At 44.2% G+C, this 17,490-nt stretch carries 16 protein-coding genes, 3 tRNA genes and 1 riboswitch; of the genes, 3 read left to right on the forward strand and 16 right to left on the reverse strand.

Features of this window, described 5'->3' with window-relative positions:
* Nucleotides 1-25 precede the first annotated feature (25 nt).
* The gene (locus tag ACESZP_RS14790) at nucleotides 26-877 is read left to right on the forward strand and encodes a hypothetical protein (protein WP_499709502.1); all 852 of its coding nucleotides are present in this window, start codon (nucleotides 26-28) and stop codon (nucleotides 875-877) included.
* 393 nt (nucleotides 878-1,270) lie between these two features.
* On the opposite strand, the gene ACESZP_RS14795 is transcribed toward ACESZP_RS14790, so the two are convergent.
* Nucleotides 1,271-2,425, reverse strand: a complete 1,155-nt coding sequence (locus ACESZP_RS14795) for a hypothetical protein (protein ID WP_499709504.1) — start codon at nucleotides 2,423-2,425, stop codon at nucleotides 1,271-1,273.
* The gene (locus ACESZP_RS14800; protein ID WP_499709506.1) at nucleotides 2,415-2,954 is read right to left on the reverse strand and encodes an RNA polymerase sigma factor; all 540 of its coding nucleotides are present in this window, start codon (nucleotides 2,952-2,954) and stop codon (nucleotides 2,415-2,417) included. Before ACESZP_RS14800 ends, ACESZP_RS14795 begins: the two co-directional genes overlap by 11 nt.
* Before the next feature lie 205 nt (nucleotides 2,955-3,159).
* Here ACESZP_RS14800 and ACESZP_RS14805 point away from each other — a divergent pair.
* Nucleotides 3,160-3,248: transfer RNA gene (locus tag ACESZP_RS14805), tRNA-Ser, on the forward strand.
* Between the two features lie 123 nt (nucleotides 3,249-3,371).
* Here ACESZP_RS14805 and folK read toward each other — a convergent pair.
* The 7 genes from folK to ACESZP_RS14840 all read right to left on the reverse strand — a co-directional run bounded on the left by folK (nucleotide 3,372) and on the right by ACESZP_RS14840 (nucleotide 7,931).
* Nucleotides 3,372-4,184 carry a 2-amino-4-hydroxy-6-hydroxymethyldihydropteridine diphosphokinase gene (gene folK, locus ACESZP_RS14810; protein ID WP_499709507.1) on the reverse strand — a complete coding sequence of 271 codons (813 nt, stop codon included), beginning with the start codon at nucleotides 4,182-4,184 and terminating at the stop codon, nucleotides 3,372-3,374.
* On the reverse strand, nucleotides 4,185-5,000 hold the full coding sequence (folP, locus tag ACESZP_RS14815) for a dihydropteroate synthase (protein WP_499709508.1): 816 nt from the start codon (nucleotides 4,998-5,000) through the stop codon (nucleotides 4,185-4,187).
* A gap of 78 nt (nucleotides 5,001-5,078) precedes the next feature.
* Complete coding sequence (locus tag ACESZP_RS14820; protein ID WP_499709509.1) at nucleotides 5,079-5,555, reverse strand: HD domain-containing protein; 477 nt, start codon at nucleotides 5,553-5,555, stop codon at nucleotides 5,079-5,081.
* Between the two features lie 8 nt (nucleotides 5,556-5,563).
* Nucleotides 5,564-6,121 carry a GTP cyclohydrolase I FolE gene (gene folE / locus ACESZP_RS14825; RefSeq protein WP_499709511.1) on the reverse strand — a complete coding sequence of 186 codons (558 nt, stop codon included), beginning with the start codon at nucleotides 6,119-6,121 and terminating at the stop codon, nucleotides 5,564-5,566.
* Between the two features lie 86 nt (nucleotides 6,122-6,207).
* Nucleotides 6,208-6,304: riboswitch (THF riboswitch) on the reverse strand.
* A 234-nt stretch (nucleotides 6,305-6,538) separates the two neighbouring features.
* Nucleotides 6,539-7,501, reverse strand: a complete 963-nt coding sequence (locus ACESZP_RS14830; protein ID WP_499709512.1) for an L-lactate dehydrogenase — start codon at nucleotides 7,499-7,501, stop codon at nucleotides 6,539-6,541.
* A gap of 211 nt (nucleotides 7,502-7,712) precedes the next feature.
* A tRNA-Gly gene (locus ACESZP_RS14835) sits at nucleotides 7,713-7,783 on the reverse strand.
* Nucleotides 7,784-7,858: 75 nt separating this feature from the next.
* Nucleotides 7,859-7,931: transfer RNA gene (locus tag ACESZP_RS14840), tRNA-Phe, on the reverse strand.
* A gap of 262 nt (nucleotides 7,932-8,193) precedes the next feature.
* Between ACESZP_RS14840 and ACESZP_RS14845 the strand changes: the two genes are divergently transcribed.
* Entirely contained in the window at nucleotides 8,194-9,948 is a 1,755-nt protein-coding gene (locus ACESZP_RS14845; RefSeq protein WP_499709513.1) for an IS1634 family transposase, read from the forward strand.
* A 363-nt stretch (nucleotides 9,949-10,311) separates the two neighbouring features.
* On the opposite strand, the gene ACESZP_RS14850 is transcribed toward ACESZP_RS14845, so the two are convergent.
* The 7 genes from ACESZP_RS14850 to ACESZP_RS14880 all read right to left on the reverse strand — a co-directional run bounded on the left by ACESZP_RS14850 (nucleotide 10,312) and on the right by ACESZP_RS14880 (nucleotide 17,470).
* Nucleotides 10,312-13,044 carry a sigma 54-interacting transcriptional regulator gene (locus tag ACESZP_RS14850; RefSeq protein WP_499709514.1) on the reverse strand — a complete coding sequence of 911 codons (2,733 nt, stop codon included), beginning with the start codon at nucleotides 13,042-13,044 and terminating at the stop codon, nucleotides 10,312-10,314.
* Nucleotides 13,045-13,127: 83 nt separating this feature from the next.
* Nucleotides 13,128-14,129, reverse strand: a complete 1,002-nt coding sequence (locus tag ACESZP_RS14855) for a Gfo/Idh/MocA family protein (RefSeq protein WP_499709515.1) — start codon at nucleotides 14,127-14,129, stop codon at nucleotides 13,128-13,130.
* A 19-nt stretch (nucleotides 14,130-14,148) separates the two neighbouring features.
* Nucleotides 14,149-14,967: an HAD family hydrolase gene (locus ACESZP_RS14860; protein WP_178039647.1), complete on the reverse strand. Its 819-nt coding sequence runs from the start codon at nucleotides 14,965-14,967 to the stop codon at nucleotides 14,149-14,151.
* On the reverse strand, nucleotides 14,964-15,308 hold the full coding sequence (locus ACESZP_RS14865) for a hypothetical protein (RefSeq protein WP_178039648.1): 345 nt from the start codon (nucleotides 15,306-15,308) through the stop codon (nucleotides 14,964-14,966). The genes ACESZP_RS14860 and ACESZP_RS14865 overlap by 4 nt, the downstream gene beginning before the upstream one ends.
* Nucleotides 15,309-15,323: 15 nt before the next feature.
* Nucleotides 15,324-15,875, reverse strand: coding sequence for an SIS domain-containing protein (locus ACESZP_RS14870; protein ID WP_178039649.1), 552 nt, complete (start codon nucleotides 15,873-15,875; stop codon nucleotides 15,324-15,326).
* 16 nt (nucleotides 15,876-15,891) lie between these two features.
* Entirely contained in the window at nucleotides 15,892-16,728 is an 837-nt protein-coding gene (locus ACESZP_RS14875) for a PTS system mannose/fructose/sorbose family transporter subunit IID (protein ID WP_178039650.1), read from the reverse strand.
* The gene (locus tag ACESZP_RS14880; protein WP_499709516.1) at nucleotides 16,715-17,470 is read right to left on the reverse strand and encodes a PTS mannose/fructose/sorbose/N-acetylgalactosamine transporter subunit IIC; all 756 of its coding nucleotides are present in this window, start codon (nucleotides 17,468-17,470) and stop codon (nucleotides 16,715-16,717) included. Before ACESZP_RS14880 ends, ACESZP_RS14875 begins: the two co-directional genes overlap by 14 nt.
* Between the last annotated feature and the right edge of the window lie 20 nt (nucleotides 17,471-17,490).

A 17,490-nucleotide genomic window follows, 5' to 3' on the forward strand; every position in this document is an offset into this window, starting at 1 on the left:
ATTCTTTCGAAAAAGGGTGATAATTATGACTGAACTGACTACCTATTATCAAAATGTGAAACGCGCTGTGCGTCAGAATCTAACTTTGTACTTTGCGGCAATTATCGTGCTGATGATGCTTACGAGTGTGTTGCTGGGACCGCCGTTTTCGCGGACAGTGACGACAGCCGGATTTACTTATCGAGTCGACGGGTGGTTTTGGGAGAAAAACTGGCTGATGTATCTGATTATTCTGGTTTCCGGACTGCTGGCTGTGATCCGGGGCGGCGCTGCAGGGGTGAAAAATTTTAAGGCACTCCGGAATATTCTGTATATGGACTGTGACGCCAAGCGCCTCCTTCGTATCGCCGATGAAGGAACGCGATATGTCCCCTACGATATATACAAAAATCAGAAGCAGGCTCGGAATGTAGCCAGACGACAACGGCGCTTCTTTGAGCAGCTTTATGTAGAAGCGCTGCTAGCCTGCGGACAGGTGGACACAGCGGAGCTTTATATGAGAAATGGCTGGACATCCAAGCAAAACACTCTGGTATACCGCCAGCTTTCCCTGAACATCCAGGCTCATTACGCTTATCAGGATCAGGACGCCCAGCGCTACCGCAGTATTCTTACCCAGGGCGGACGACCGCTGAAGCAAAGCACAGTCCTCCTGGCCCGGCTGGACTGGCTGGAGGACCGACGGGAACAGGCCGTAAAACGGCTTCAGACCGCCCGGCCACGCGTCCCCTATGAGCAGGTCATGTTCGCCGGAATGCTCAGCACTTATCTGCGAGAGATCGGACGGGTCGAAGAGGCACGGGAATATGCGGATTATGTAATCGAGCACGGCGGAACGCTGGCTTTGCGGGAGACTGTTATGGAGGACTGGACTTGAAAATTTATGGGGAATATATCCTGACTTTTGCAGGTAACTAAATACAAAACACCAGTCAAACCCAGTAAATACAAGATTTGGCGGGTTTTCTAAAATCAATATCTATCATCTCTCCGATATTTTTTAGAACTTCATCATAATAATCAAATAGATAATAGTTTTGCTGAATCAGACTGCATTCAGCTTTTGACAGAGATTCCAATCAATGGAGCAATGCAATCACACAGGAACAGGCTGACTATCTTCGTGAGAAATACTTATAAGCAGCATGATTGACCGCCATGAATTGAGAAAACGGGTTCAAACCCAGCGTTGCCGGCTTGTACCCGTTTTCTTTTTTTACTGTTAGAACTCAGTATATACGATATGGTTTCTTATGACTTTTAAAGGACGCTATCTGGGAACATATCTCAGACAGGTAATCGTTCCGTCCGGATTCAGCGTATAGGTCTCCACCCAGGCATCGTCCATGGCGGCCGCATGTTTTTCCATGATGGCACTCATTCCGACGCCGTCCGGGAAATATTCTTTCATAATTGCAGCAGCCATATCCGCGTCAGCCGATGTTTCTCCGGATTCCTCAAAGATAAATTCCTCTGCTGTAACGGTTTTTCTGGAGTCTTCCACCGGTTTGGCTTTTTCATTTATATTTTCCGTCGTAAGGCTGTTGAGCCACCGGTCGCCCTCCGATAATATCCAAAGATATCCTCCGTTCGGTTCCGAATCATTGATGTCGGCAATAATTCCGGAAGCTTTTACAGAATCTGCTTTTGCAGTGTTTACCGGCAAGTCAAACAGGGCATTTACCCCCTGATAGGTCTCGCTCCTGAGTATTTCACCGGTATCCGTATCATAAATGTATGCCTGATTATTATACATATCGCCATCGGACACTCCCACATAAATGCCGCAGTCCGCAAAGTATTCCACATTGTCAGTCTCCACCAGCCGGTACTGAATCCCGTCTGAGACAATGCAGGTGACACCGCCGCTTAAGGTATAGGCATTATATTTTTCCGGGTTGAGGCCATGAATATAGGGGGATACAAAAAATTGTGTGCGCTCGAAGTCGTCGCTCTGCACATCCGGCATGGGCTTTCCGTCTGCGTAGGCGATAGCTACCGCAATATAGGTCCTGTCTCCATCCACATTGCCCTGATCATCCTTGGATAAATGTTCGGAGATTTCGTTGCCGGAGACCACACCCAGAAGTGTGATATCATAATCACTGCAGTGCTGTGTCTCATATTCTGAAAGCCAATTGCTCTGCTCAAAATGCGAAGCCAGCTGCTCGTCCGCATTGGCCATTGCCACGTCCCTGGCAGAGAGATAGTGCCAGGCAGCAAAGACAGTAACAGATGAGGCTATGAGAAGTGCTGCCACAGCCACTGCTGCCGGAAGGTGCCTCCGATTTTTTATCGTTCTTCTTGGAACAGTTTTATGAGTTACAGATGAACTTCTTATCTTTCTCTTCATTTTCAAATCGTCCTCCTTAATTTCAGGAATAAGGGCCTGCTTTAAAAGCTGCTCCAGTCTCTCATCGTTCATAACCGAGTGCCTCCAATCTGGCTTTTAATAAATTTTTCGCCTTTCTGAGCCTTGTTTTTACCGTCCCCTCCGGAATGTGCAGAATTTCCGCTATTTCGGAGATCCGCATATCGGCAGAATAAAACAGGTAAACGGGCAGCTTATATTTCTCAGGCAAAGCGGCAACAACACCTCGTACCGTCTCCAGTTCATTTTGCTGCAAAAGCTCCTGCTCCGGGGAAATGACACTGGCCTGAGCCGGACACTGCCAGCCGGTATCTTCCAGCGCCTCCACACTTTCCATAGGAAGTATGTGGTTTCTGGCGGCGTATTTTCTTCTGCTGTTTTTCCAGAGAAACAAGGCTGTGGATAAGGCATAACTTTTCGTGTGCGGGCCAAGCAGTAATGTCTGCTTTTTTTCAGTCAGCTTCAGCATGGTATCCTGATACAGATCGTCTCCTGCCTCGCTTCCGCCGGCAGTCATCCGGCAAAAGCGCAGAATATCACAGCCATATGTAAGGATAAACTGCTCGATTTCATGATCATTCATAAATGGTTATCCTTTTACCTTTCTTCTTTAAGTCGACTTATAAGAATTTTATCTTACACTTATAGAATGTAGTGAAGCACCAAAATGGTTTTCTTTTATATAAATCAGATCCTCTGTACCATAACACAGGCAGGCGATTTTGAAATCCCGCTCTTGAAATGCATCGGAAAATATATTATACTATTAGTCGCTGGTTCTCAGCAATGGAGGAGTACCCAAGTGGCTGAAGGGTCTGGCTTCGAACACCAGTAGGTCGGTAGCACCGGCGCGAGGGTTCAAATCCCTCCTCCTCCGTTTCTTTATAGCAAAAAGCAAGACAGGACGTATCCTGAATTTCCATGATACAGTTCTGTCTTGCTTTTTATTTTTTACTGTTTTTCCGTAATCTCGTCTATGTAAAAACCGCCGCCGCTTTTCTTATTTTAATCTATCCAGCAGCTCCTGCACCGTCTGGTTGTATACCGGATGCCGCACCCAGGGTGCGATCTGTGCCAACGGAATCAGCACGAAATCCCGCTTGTGCATCTCGATATGGGGAATATGAAGCTCCTCATCGTCAAGAATCAGGTCGTCGTACAGAAGGATGTCCAGATCCAGCGTCCGGGGACCCCAGTGGATCACGCGGACCCGGTTGGCCTCCTGCTCCAGCTCATGGAGCCGGTCGAGGAGCTCGTGGGGCGGCAGAATGGTTCGGATCTTCATGACGCTGTTCAGGAATTCGTCCTGATCGGTGTAGCCGTAGGGCTCGGTGGCCAGGTAATCGGCCACTGTCTCTACGATACAGCCTTTCGTGAGCTGCAGTCCAAGCACGCTCATGTCCAGATAAGCTTTTTTGTCGCCCATGTTAGATCCCATAGCGATGTAGGCGGTGTGCCAGCCCCGCTCGATGGAGACAGACACGGTCTCCAGGGGCAGTCCCACCGGAGCCCAAGGCTTTTTAATCTCCAGCTCCACCTTTTCCAAATGGGGGATGTTCAGAAGCATAGCCTCTGCTAACTGCTCCACCACCGTTTCCAATAGCTTCCAGGTGTGCTCCCGAACAAATTTTGTGATAAACTGGCTGACCTCGCCGTAATGAATGGAGGCAGTCAAGTCGTCCGTCTTCCCCGCCTGGCGGGTGGATGTATAGAGGGTCGCGGAAATGACAAATTTCTGTCCCAGCTTATTTTCCTCCGGAAACACGCCGTGATTGGCAAATATTTCCAGGTTTTTGATCTGTATTTTATCCATTTAGTTCTCTCCTGCTCTCAGAATCGCCTCAGTCATCCGGATCGTGCGCTGATTTTCTTTGATGTCGTGAACCCGGACAAAGGCGTACTTTTTCATCACAGCCATCACGGTCGTCACCAGGGTTCCCTCTACTCTCTGATCCGCCGGCAGATCCAGGGTCAGACCGATAACGGATTTACGGGATGTGCCAAGCAGCATGGGATATCCCAGCTCATGGAACCGCTCCATATGTAAAATGGTTTCCAGATTCTGCTCGTAATTTTTTCCAAAGCCTACGCCCGGATCAAGGATAATCTTATCGTCAGCGATACCCGCCTCCTTCGCCAGCTTTACGCACTCTGCGGTTTCCCGCAGCATATCCGGGTAGAAATCCTGGTACTCGGTGTTGTTCTTATTGTGCATCAGACAGCAGGCCACTCCGGTGCGGGCGATGAGTCCGGCCATCTCCGGGTCGTATTTCAGGCCCCAGATATCGTTGACCAGATCGGCGCCTGCCTCGATGGCTGCGGCTGCCACCTTTGCCTTGTAGGTATCGATGGACACGGGGACATCGAAGCGGGCTTTCATTGCTTCGATGACCGGAGCTACCCGTTGGATTTCCTCGTCCTCGGTAATCTGCTGGTGTCCGGGACGGGTGGATTCGCCGCCGATATCCAGAATGGCGGTGCCTTCGCGGATCATATCCTCCGCATGGGCCAGCGCTGCGTCCATGTGGTTCCATTTGCCGCCGTCAGAGAAGGAATCCGGGGTTACATTCAGAATTCCCATGATATAGGTTTTATTTTTTACGTTGAATTCTTTGCTTCCGATTTTCATAAATTTTCACTGTAGCTGTTCTGCGCCCTCCGCAATAAATACTTCCGGCTTTATGAAACAATTACTCTCCTTTCCGGTCTATAATCGAATTTCTAAATTTTTCTTCTCCTCCGGCCAGTTGCAGTCTGCCTGGGCCGGACATAGAAAACAGTTCCGCGACAGCTTGTCCGCCCGGTAGAACAATCCCGGCAGGTCGGCCTTGTCGCTTTTGGTCCGGTGGCTTCCGATGAGCTTCAGCACTTCAGCGCTCTCGCCTTCCGAAAAACCACAGTCCTGCAAAATGGGCCCGGCCAACATGATGCCTGCTTCGTCGTGGGGCGTCCCATTTTCATACTGGAGATATCTGCCCATATCGTGCAGGAGCCCTGCTGCGTAGATAACTTCCCGATCGGCGGCCACCCCATTTTCTAGGGCAAGCAGATACGTCAGGCGGGCCACAGCAAGAAAATGCTCCGGCGTATGGCGGCAAAATTCCCGCTCTGCCTCGTAGGCCGTCAGCTTTCCCAGGGCATTCTGATAGACCGGGTGGTTCCAGATTCGGTTTACGCGCTCCATGCCGCCCATTACTGGCGCACCATATTCAGGAAACGATTCTGAAGTTCAAAATTGTTCTCAAAGCAGCCGGTGGTCACCATGGTGACCGTCTTGCTGCCGGGCTTTTTGATGCCGCGCATGGTCATACACATGTGCTCAGCCTCCAGCATAACGATAACACCCTGGGGATCTAGGCTTTCCTCCAGCGCGTCCGCGATCTGGGACGTGAGCTTTTCCTGAATCTGGGGTCTTCTGGCAAATACATCTACGGTACGGGCCAGCTTGCTTAAGCCTACTACCTTACCGTTCGGTATATACCCGATATGCGCTTTTCCGTAAAAGGGGAGTAAATGATGTTCGCACACGGAATAGAAGGTGATATCCTTCTCTACTACGATGTCGTTCCGCTCGACTGTGAATTGTTTTTTCAGATGCACCGACGCATCCTCGTACAGGCCGCCGTAGATCTCAGCGCACATACGCGCAATCCGATCCGGTGTCTCCAATAAACCTTCTCTTGTTACGTCCTCGCCGATTCCCTCCAGCATAAGCTGGACTCCGGCCTTGATTTTCTCATAATCCATCATAAAAACAGCACCTCCAGGCTGTGACAGAACATATGACGAAAATATCCCTTCACAATATGAGACGCTGTTTATGAATCTTATATTGCTGCAACGGGTGCGGTCTCCATACCGTAAGACGAACTTTTCGTTTCGGCGGCAACTCCCCATCCGCTGAACACTTGACGCATGAAAACCTATTTTGCATATTATTCTATTGTTGTAAATTGTTACCAAAGGGCATTATATCATATACCGTCAGGTCTGTATATAGATTTATACATTGTATACAGGAATTTACCAAATTTTTACCCAGATTACCTATTTAAAATATGACTACGTAACTCCTGAGAAATTCTTAGTAGTACATAAATTTATAGCAATCAAACTGTTACATAAAATTACCGCCAGTCCTCTTTATGACTGGCGGTACCTAATGACTCATGCTTCTGTATACACGCTCTCGATAGCCGTCCGCAAATGCTCATAGCATTTCTGCAGATCGCTCTTTCCCTGTTCATCCAGCGGCAGCTCCAGTACCCGATCGATGCCGTTCTTGGAAATGACACAGGGCAGGCTCATGGCTGCTCCGGTGAGGCCGTACTGGCCCGACAGCACCGTGGAGACGGGCACCACGGATTTCTCGTTGCGGACGATGCTGCCGATCAGACGGCAGGCGCTTAAGGCCACGCCGGAGCTGGTGTAGCCCTTCAGCTCCACGATGTCCAGACCGATGACCTTGGTGTCGTGGAGCAGCTTTTCTTTGTCGAGTTTTTCCTTTAATTCAAACTGTTTCTCAAATTCTGAAAATGGCACGCCCACGATATTCACGGTATTCCAGGGGATAAAGGAGGTGGAGCCGTGCTCGCCCAGCACGAAACCGGTCACATTCTTGGCGTCCACGCCGCAGAGGTCGCCCAGCATCTTATTGAAGCGTGCGGTGTCAAGCAAAGTGCCGGTGCCGAAGATCTTATTGGCCGGGTAGTTGAATTTCTTCTGGGCAATGTAGGTCAGGATGTCCAGCGGATTGGACACCACGATGATGATGGCCTCCCGGGTATAGCGGGTGATCTGCTCCATAATATCGTTCATGACGTTAACATTTTTCTCAAGCAGCACCATACGGTCACGGGAATTACCCGGCTGGATGCTGGGACCTGCAGTCACCACGATGATCTGGGCGTCCGCGCACTCCTCGTAGCCGCCCACATGGATATTCGCATTGGCGCTGTAGGCGAACGCCGTGGTGTGGCTGGCGTCCAGCACCTCGCCCAGGGCCTTTTTCTGGTTGCGGTTCACCACCACGATCTCATCCAGGATATTCATCCGCAGAACCGAATTCAAAATCGCGCTTCCCACCTTACCGGCGCCGATGATTACCATTTTTCCATATGAAATTGCCATAGCTGCGTCCTCCTTCTACTCACAAATTGCCGACTTTCAGCCCGGCAACTGCTTTGTCGCATCTTTCTTTATTTTATAGCCTTTTGTTTGTAGCCTTTCAATTACGATTAGTTTACTGCAATGTGAGGGTACCGTCAATCCATGTTTTTTTAATAAAAAAGAGACCCGGAAGGCTCCGAGTCTCTCTATTCTAATTTTGGGCATAAAAATAAGCGGGTGATGGGAATCGAACCCACGTATCCAGCTTGGAAGGCTGGTGTTCTACCATTGAACTACACCCGCAAACGCTATGAAAATATTTACATAGAAACACCATGGTCACTAAGTTCGAGAATAGCTCACCAAGTGCTCAATGCATGCCCAGAACCGGAATCGAACCAGTGACACGAGGATTTTCAGTCCTCTGCTCTACCAACTGAGCTATCTGGGCAAATTGCTTTCACATAACTTTCATGTGTCACAACAGTGATATTCTACATGATAGAATTATGTTTGTCAAGCAATTTTTTACTTTAAATGGCATTTTTAGAGCGGTTTGTTATATTCGCGGGTCTTTGACACTTGTTTTTTTATTCATCTTTAAAAAACCCTTTGTTTAAGCCATTTGTGGCTTATTTTTTTGTCAAATTTTACGATTTTATCTGCACTTGTCTGTAATTGTGTGTTATAATAAGGAGAAGGAGGAATGCATTATGTACGTAAACATTACCGGTAGTAAAAACAATAAAGATGTTTATATTTACCAATCTTTCAGGAAGGCAAACGGCAAACCCTCTTCCCGTATCTATAAGAAACTGGGGAAATATAATGAACTTTTACAAAAGTTCTCCGGCAATGAAGAAAAAATGATGGAGTGGGCAAGAGCTGAAGCTGCAAAGGAAACCACTCTCTACAACCAGCAAAAAGAACAGATATCGGTTACGTTCTCTCAAGTAGCCCGTATCCCTTTGGAGGAGGAACGCTTATTTAATGTCGGATATCTTTTTTTGCAGCAGCTGTGCTCTGAACTGCGTTTTGACAACATCTGCAGAAACATTCGCAACCGTCATAGGTTCACGTATGACATTCATGCAATCCTCACCGATCTGATCTATGCACGAATACTTGCCCCTTCCAGCAAGATGAGCAGTTATTCATTCTGTCATTCTCTTTTGGAGCCACCTAAGTATTCATTGCAGAATGTTTACCGCGCTCTTTCTGTTATGGCAGAAGAGTCAGATTACATTCAGGAAGAACTTTATCGGAATTCTAACTTTGTGCATCACCGTAACACAAAAATCTTGTATTACGACTGTACGAATTATTATTTCGAGATTGAGGAAGAAAGCGGAGATAAAAAGTATGGTAAAAACAAAGAACACCGGCCCAATCCCATCGTCACTATGGGGCTTTTTATGGATGCCGACGGTATTCCTCTTGCTTTTGATATCTTCCCCGGCAATCAGAATGAACAACTCACACTGAAGCCATTAGAAACAAAGGTAATAAAGGATTTCGATTGCAGCGAATTCATCTTCTGCTCTGATGCCGGTTTGGGCAGTGTAAAGAATCGTTTTCTTAACAGCTTTGGCAACCGTTCTTATGTGATCACGTACTCCCTGAAGAAAATGAAACAGGAAGATCGTGAGATTGCTCTGAACCCTACTCAATTCAGGCTCCCCGGTTCCAACAAGATGATCGATCTCAGGACACTGGATGAAACAGACCCTGAAGTATTTCATACCATCTATTACAAGGAAGTCCCTCTTGTGACCGGAAGTATGAATGAGACGATCATCGTAACATATTCACCGAAATACAAGGCCTATCAGCAGAAGATTCGGGGACGCCAGGTAGAGCGCGCAATGAAGATGATACAGGGACCCGGAAAATGCAGACGTGGGAAGAACCAGAACGATCCGGCACGATTCATCCATAAAACTTCTGTCACACCCGATGGCGAGATTGCCGATCAAGCGTTGTATGCCCTGGATGAAGAACGCATCCGGGAAGAAGCCATGTATGACGGGTTCTATGCTGTCGTAACCAACCTGGAAGATGATCCTTCTGAGATCATCAAAATCAACAAACGACGCTGGGAGATTGAAGAGAATTTTCGGATCATGAAATCAGATTTTGAAGCCAGACCTGTTTATGTGCAGAGAGATGATCGTATCAAAGCACATTTTCTAACCTGCTACATCAGCCTTTTAGTATATAGATTACTGGAGAAGAAGCTTGGAGAGGAATTTACCTGCAATCAGATCCTGGAAACTCTACGTGAAATGAATATGACACTGTTGAGCAAGGATAACGGGTATATACCGGCTTATAAACGGACAAAACTGACAGATGCTCTTCACAATACATTTAAATTTAGAACAGACTTCGAATTCATAACCAAAAGTTCCATGCGGAGCATTATATCAAACACAAAAAAGGCAGCTCACTCCAAAGAAAAAATATAGTACATATCGATGCAAACGCCGAAACAGCCATAAAGCCTGCATTTTTAGGCTTTATGGCTGTTTATTCTTCTTCAAAGTGTCAAAGACGGGATTTTATGAAAAAGAAAGCAATTTCTCCTTGAAATTTTTATGTTTTGACTAATTTTGCCTTCAAATCCACGCAAAATCGACTGTTTTTTGTGTAATTTTACCACAAAAAACAGACTTTACCTATTCAGCTTCTCTGCCTATCAATCTTGAAGGGTTAAACTATATGAGAGAACCATGTCCAAATCTCCTTCCGCACTGATAAGTTTAAAATACATCAGTTTGAACGTTTACATAAACTTTGAGATACTCCTGAAATAAGGGCTGTCAACAAACCTATTCTTCATTATGACTTATGTATTCATACAAAAATACAATTTCTCCATCAGGCAATTGAATTTTATAATGCTGCTGAATTTCACGAAAAGCACTGTTTACATAAGACACAAACTGTTTTTCTTTTCGTATAAATTCCTTTTCACCTGGCCGGGCTTCAATAACTGCCTTGGTCACTAAACGTTCTACCAGACAGCAAATATGCACATATAGGCCTATGATGGTTTTATTGTTCAGATCACATTCCAGCAATGCCTGCAATCTTTTTATTGCATTAACGACAAAACTCAGGAGTGTGTCTGCATTTAAAATAGTAAGACTTTCTACAACATTTTGAAGCGAAAAATTCTCTACAATTTTTTCTTCCAAAAAATCAATTTCTTTCTTTGTTAAATAAGGGACAAATATTTTTTCCAGATAAGCCGTCCCTTTATTAGTAACCAGATCGTCCAGGGATATAAATGGAACATCTTTAAAGCCTGGATCCAGCGTACCAACCACACACACTATATGATATTTAGAAAACACCTGAGCGATTTCCTGATTTTTCAACAGTTCATAGTAATCATACAAGACTAAATTTATATGCCGTTTTTCGAAAAAGCCATGCTGAAACAGCTTCATAATACGTTCTGCAGCTTCATTTCCCAGCTCGCTTGTAAATAAAATAGTAGGAATCTTTCTCTCGGTGCTGATAATTTTACAAGAAGAATGTACTTCTTTGCAAACCTCCTCCAAATATTTATCCATAGGCTGGCGCTGCAAAATTCTACTTCCCACCTCAAGAACAAGCTGCGTGGAAATATGATTGATAATTCCTATTTTAATGTTAGGAATATCCTCCAGTTCTTTCCCGATTTCTTCCAGCGAACCCATATCTACCAAAAGTAAAATATTTCTGTATCCTGCATGTCCTAAAATATACTTCTTTAATTTCAAAGCAATTTCCGACACCTTTGTATCTAAAGGCATATCAATTGCATTAAATATATTAAAGTGAAGCAGCTGATTACATGTATCTGCAATGCTGCCGGCCGTAGAATATCCGTGACTGATAATAATTCCCAGAGTATCATTCAGCTCCAGCTTGCGATTATATGCTTTAATATTCAGAATTAAAAAAATTTCGCTGATTTGATTTAACTGTAAATCAAGATTTCCTTTTATTGCACTTGAAACTTCAGCAGCCACTGCTGTCTCCTGAGGCAATTTACTGTGCAGCCATTCCAGACAGTGATTTAAATCCTCAAGCCGTCTTTTTTCCCACAGTTCAAGAGACGCGTAAAACTGTGTAATCGTATAGATGCTTCTGGAAAGAACAAAACCGCAGTTTGCAGGTATCACCACTGCATATTTGTCCGTTATTTCCTCAAAAACAGAAGACAGTACTTTTATAATTGCTTTGACTTTCACATCACTGTAACACCGCTCAAAAACAATATAGTCATAGTAGGCATAAATATGTTCCATACCTGCTTCCAAAAACTTCTCAAAACTGATTTCGTTTTCTGCATATTTCAAAAATGTATTAAGCAGATCATCAAATAAAGAAGTCATTCGATCCATAGATACATCTCTTTGAAAATCCGCCAGGTAAATCAAAGGTTCCTTGCCATCCTCCACTTCCACGCTTGCTTTTATATCAGACAAAAGAGTAGCCGGCAGGTGATAGGACATGATCTGAAGCTTTACGTCGTCTGTGCTGTTCAGATATGCTGCCGCACAGGACATACGGATAACATTTTCCAATTCGCCAACGTTTTCCTTATAAACGTAATTTAAAAGAATATTCAGCACCTGCCTGCTGAAATAAACTTCTCTTCCTATTCGTTTTGCTTCTTTTTTCAGGAAAAAAATGATCAGTTCTTCTTTTTCATTTAAAGAGCGTTCCTCCAAATCCGGCATCTGAGTTACGAATGGAATTCTGCGCAGCAAGGTCTTTAAAAGCGCTTCCTCTGGCTTTTTGGTGGTTGCAAAAATCAGCCTGGCAGAAGAAGCTCTCCACCGATCCTTCTCGCCAATACGCTGAAATCTTCCATTATCCATGTAGATAAACAGACGTTCCTGAAAATCAGGAGCCAGATTATGCACTTCATCAAAAAAAAGAATACTGCCGTCTGCCATCTCAAGCATTCCTTTTCTTTCCTCGCCGTCTTGGTTTTCTCCGAATACGAGCCTGCCAAGCTTATCTGAATCATTCTTAAATTCCGAACAGTTTATTACATAAAAATTACTAGCTGCATCAATCAACTTGTTGTTCACAGCATATTCATAGGTCAGCCGTGCGAAATAAGACTTTCCTGTCCCTGTAGAACCAACAATCAGAATTGGAAGTCCAAAGGGCGGATACCTTACAGCCGCTTTACATTGTTCCACACTATAGCTTAAACTCAGCTGATTTCCTATTGCTTTGCCAAAATCCTTCTGACAGTAATCTGAACGCAGCAGCATCTCCATTAATTCATCTATAGAATAAAAGAGACTTTTTGTAACTTTAACATCATATAAACGCTCCAGGCTTTTTCTGTGCATAAAATAGACAGGTCTTGAATTAATTTTAATCAAGATCCCTTCCTTTACCAGTTCATTCAAATATTGACTCACTAAATTACGGCTTATGTTTTTCTCCCTGCTGATATAATTGGCCGAATATCTATGAAGCGCCTCCGTCTGAAAGTCCATAGTGCACTGCTCGATATAATCTAACAATTCTTTTTTCGTTTGAACATACATGCCACATCCCTCTTCTTAAAACACAGTATAGCACCAAAGCAGAAAATAAGAAATCCTTTTCCGCTTTGATGCTATCTCCCCATTTATATCTGGTAACATTCCTCAGGGAAACAAATGCCTGCTTTTTCACGTATTTGTTCCATGACCGCAATCACTTTTCTGGTACACTCTCGAAAGCTTTGATAAAACTCTTTCCCTGAATCAAAATCTGTAATTAAATCCAACATTTTCTTTGCCTCATACTTCATAGCAAGCTCTGAATCATCCCAGCATACAATATCCTCCCGGCGTCCGTCTGAATAAAGAATATATACGTTTCCTATATGCTCCATATTTTCGATATGCAGTACGCCTTCACTTCCGTGAATCGTGGTGTCATGACCAGAAGTACTTCCCTTAGACCAGCAAATATTTATATGGCAATCTTTATAATCAAATAACGCTGTTCCAGCCAAATCTGCACCTGTTGACATAAACACTGCCTGCGCGTCAATCTTTTGCGGAACGCCGAATAAATATATAGCAGGATATACACTATAGATTCCCATATCCATCAAGCCCCCGGCTGCCAGTGCAGGATTAAAAATGTTAGGCTTTTCTCCCTGTAAGAATGCCGGATACTTTGAAGAGAACCTGCAGAAATCAAATTTCGCCATATGAATGTTTCCAAGCTTTTTTATTGCATCGCAAATCTGCTGCATTTGCGGCATATATAACGTCTTCATTGCTTCCAGAAAGACAACATGGTTCTCATCTGCAATTTGATAAAGTCTTTCAAGCTGTTCCGAAGTAACAACTGAGGTTTTTTCACATAAGACATGCTTCCCATATTCCAAGAGCTTTTTCGAAGTAGGATAATGCAGAGCATTGGGATTTGCAATATATACAAAATCCACATCCGACCTTCCCAGTTCGTCCAAATCTGTATAAATTTTTTTCACCTGATGCTTTGCGGCAAAGCTTTCAGCTTCCTCCTTCCGAAAGGAATATACTGCCTCATGCACCAAATCCGGCATCCAGGCCCTGGCTGCTTCAATAAAATTGTCTACAATCCAACCTGCGCCTACCGTCGCAAATTTTACCATTTATAAATTCTCCTTTTCCTCATTTCTTTAACCAGCGTTCCAGTTTATCACCCTGTAAAAAGCTTTGTATAATATGATAAACGGAATTTTCCGCGTTGCTTCCCGCCAAATAATGAGATACTCTTTTCACTTCTTCCACACCGTTTTTCATCGCAAAGCTGTATTCTGCAGCTCTCATCATTTCAATGTCATTATAATAATCTCCAAATACCATTGTTTCTTCTGCGGTAATACCGCATAAGCTTTGGATTTTAGAAAGCCCGGCTCCTTTGCTTGTTCCCGTTTTCAGAATATCCATACAGTCTGGCGAGGGTTTAATTGCAGCTGCACGACCCTTTATATGCTTTTTTATCTGCTCGATTTCAAAAGGATATGTATGCTCTTTCCCGTATATTCGGAACCTGAGTATCTGCTCCCTTTTCACAACCTCGCTCAAATCATCCTCTATATGCACGTAAAGGCTTGCAGGAGGCCAGTCAAAAAATTCTATTCCCCTTGCATCTACATAGCTGCAGTCCAAGGTATCTACAACAGGATATACCTTCTGACATTCTTTCAGTAATTCCAGGGTTTCCAAGCTGATGGCCTCCGGCACCGAAGACACCTGATTCCAGCAGCCATTCATAAAATAACAGGTTCCATTCTGTGCCACAAAAAAAATTTCTTCCAGTACTTCAGAAAAAATTCTGCATAAATCTTTCGGGTCTCTGCCGCTGGCTATAACAAATGCTATGTTTCTCCTGCGGCAGTCCCGAATCATTGAAAATATCCCGCTGTACAGGCTGGAATCAGGAAACAATAGGGTCCCGTCCAAATCTGCTGCAATTAAACGTATCACTTTAATATTCCTCTGGATCCCCAGTTTTCAAATTCCAGGAAGCAAAGGTATGCTTCATCGTTTTCAATTCCGGCCTGTTGTTTTAAAAGTTCAAAGACTGCTTCTGTAACCTCAGACTTTATCTGTAAATCAATCCGTCCCTTTACACGCACCTCAACAAAAGCTGCAGATTCACATTTTTTCCCTCTGAAATAAATATCATGCTGATCCCCGATATCCACCATTAGCATTCGTTCTTCTTTTTCCGGAATTATTGTAATAATCCTCCCCAGCCCGCATTTCAGATTTTCCTTCTGAGCATTTGTCAGCCTCTGTGCTGTATGAATTGTAATCAATGGCATTTTTCTTCTCCCCGCTTACTCCATATTTGCATGATTATAGTGCATGATATCTCCTGGAATTCCGGCCTGCTGGCGGATAGATGCCACCAGGCAATCATATAGAGGCACTACAATATGATCAAATGTATAGCCATTATACATTTCATGCTCTTTAACAACCTCCGGATCCATTTCTGCAGTAATTTCAATCAAAATATCCGCAGCTTCACCCAGCGGAGAGTCCTTATGAGCAGTAAAGGCTATAATGGTAGCGCCTTCTTTTTTCGCCTGCTGCACAAAAATATTGGTAACTCGTGTAGTCCCGCTCCAGGATGCGCAAATCAAAACATCGCCCTTCCGGATACTTGGTGTAGCAATTTCACCTACAGCATAAGACAGCTTTCCAATCTGCATCAGATTCATACCAAGCGCCTTTAAAAACAACAATGTCCTGCCAGCTCCTGCTACAAATACCCGTTTTGACGCTATGATTGCATCAATCGCCTTTTGAATTTGCGTCTCATCAATACTTTCCGCCCCGCGGACAGCTGCCTGAAGCGCTGCTGTTCTAAGTTCTCTGCTATTCATTTTTACTTCCTCCTTTTTAACCCATAATCCCAAGCGCCACACATGCAATACATAACAAAATAATAAGAACCAATAAAACGACAATATTAATCCCCTTTTTCATCAGCCAATAACAGAGCCATGTAAATCCTAACGGGGCTAAGCCCGGCATAATTCCGTCTGTAATAGCCTGTAAGGTTGTTGCGCTCTCACCTGTTCCAATCGGAAGAATCAGCGATGTATAAACCATAGAATAATTCATTCCTCCGATTGCCATCATTCCTAAAATTCCTGCTGCCGTCATGACGATTTCCATGATTCCAGAGTTCTGAATCTTGGTTAAAAAGTCCACGCCCAGACGGTATCCCAGTCTTGCTGATAAAAAACGGCTTAATACATTCGGAATATTAAAAATCAGGGCATATAGAAACGCTCCTACAACATTTCCCTGGGAAAGCAGACTGACACCGATTCCGATTGCAATAACACGGAGCGTTCCCAGAAAAATAGAATCGCCAATTCCTGCTAATGGTCCCATTAAGGCTGTTTTAATTGCACTGATTGTTCCTGTATCAAAACCTTCCGTTTTTGCATTCTGTTCTTCCATAGAGGCTGCAACGCCGCCTACAAAAGGTGCGAACATAGCCGTAATATTGAAAAATTCCAGATTTCTTTTCAGCGCTTCCTTATATTTTTCCGGTTGTCCCTTGTATATTTTTTTCAGGACGCCTCCTATCATTGTGCTGTATCCCATATTACCGCCGCGCTCGTAATGCCAACAGTAATCATAGGTCATAGATCTCCAAGCCATGCGGTCCAAATCCTTTTTTGTCAACATACCCTTTGTTTTATTTTCTTCTTTAGAAGTCATCATCTGCTACCTCCTCTACCGCATTTTCTGAGAAAAGAGTTTTTAAATCAAATTTTGTAATAATAAGAATAATTCCTAAGAGTGCAATACCTAAAACGGGCACTCCCAAATATGCCGCCAGTAAATACCCAAGAAAATAATAGGGAACAACCTTTTCATTCATCATAATTTTAATCAGCATTGCAATACCAAGTGCAGGAAGAAGACCGCCGGCAACTGTCATTCCCTGAGTTATAACCTCTGGAATCTTGTCCAACAGCAGCATAGCCCTATCGCTTCCCAAGGCAAATGCAAAATATACAATGGCAGCCTTTACAAGACTTCGCAGCCCGCCGCAGATAAACAGAACTGAGGATACTCCTCTTCCATTTCCCTCCAATGCAAATTTATCAGCCAACCGAACTACTAAGCTTACAGCTGAAAGCAAGGCATTGACAACCATCTGAGAAAACAGAGCAATGGGAAGCGAAATAGTAAGGGCCATTTCACTTGTAGATGCAAGACTAATTGCAAATGCTGTTCCCAGCACGCCGCCAACCAGCGAATCCGGAGGACAGTATGCTCCAACAGGAACAGCGCCTGCATAAAACAGTTCCAGGGACGCACCAATGATACACCCGGTCTGCAAATCCCCCATAATAAGCCCCACTATCGGCCCCATAATAATGGGACGATCCAGATATGATGTAAACATATGTGTTACATCAGAAAAAAAAGTTGCGATTGCTAATAATAGCGCTGTCATTTTTACTACCTCCCTTTATT

Source organism: Candidatus Dorea massiliensis AP6, from assembly GCF_964245105.1.
Lineage (GTDB): Bacteria > Bacillota > Clostridia > Lachnospirales > Lachnospiraceae > Laedolimicola > Laedolimicola intestinihominis.